The organism is Winogradskyella sp. UBA3174 (genome assembly GCF_002364335.1).
Taxonomy (GTDB): domain Bacteria; phylum Bacteroidota; class Bacteroidia; order Flavobacteriales; family Flavobacteriaceae; genus Winogradskyella.
On the sequence record NZ_DEXW01000084.1, the window covers coordinates 6,429 to 7,060 of the forward strand.

Genomic DNA, 632 nt, shown 5'->3' on the forward strand with positions numbered 1-632 from the left:
CACTTGCCCAAGCAATTAATTATACACTGTGTTAGCCACAGTATTTTTTCACGTTGTCGTTTTTCCTTCGTAATATATGTAATGTAAAGCTCGTAACGCGTTTACACAATGATTACCCCAATGAGAAGTAAATCCGAATTTCAATTGCCAGAGTCCGTCTTCAATCGCTTCGTCAGTTCCGATTTGGTCAATTTTATATACTTCTTCTTTCAAATCTGCATAAATATCTCCAATGTCGTCCACGAGCCAACCTTGTGTCGATTCGTTTTCTTTTTCATAAGTTGGGTCAAAAACCTCCCAATAAAAACAGTCCTTTCCAAGTGAAGAAATCAGATTTACGTTTTTCCCTTCAAGTCGCTTTTCGGTAGCAATTTTAAATTCCGTATTTTCATTTGAGTGAATTAATTCTACCGAGTTGAGAGAAAGTCCTGCGTTATATAATTCAGATAGTTTTTTGTGAATTTCTAAATAAAATTCCTTTTCCTTAATATGCTTAACTTCAATTAGTTCAATAAACCCACGAGCAACTTTCAAGAAATATTGAGTTTCTTTTGATTCGAGTAATGATTGTATTTCTTTAGACAAATTTTGCATTCGTGGTCATATTGTGGCTAACGTGATGTGTATGGTTA

1 protein-coding gene is annotated in these 632 nt (G+C 34.3%); it reads right to left on the minus strand.

The window, feature by feature from the left end; all coding sequences use genetic code 11:
• Nucleotides 1–48: 48 nt before the first annotated feature.
• Nucleotides 49–594, minus strand: coding sequence for a DUF5063 domain-containing protein (locus B2U95_RS15835; protein ID WP_296317877.1), 546 nt, complete (start codon nt 592–594; stop codon nt 49–51).
• Between the last annotated feature and the right edge of the window lie 38 nt (nt 595–632).

Excerpts from the sequence above, each read along its gene's own strand:
- B2U95_RS15835 (WP_296317877.1), bottom strand. The coding sequence starts at position 594 with ATGCAAAATTTGTCTAAAGAAATACAATCATTACTCGAATCAAAAGAA.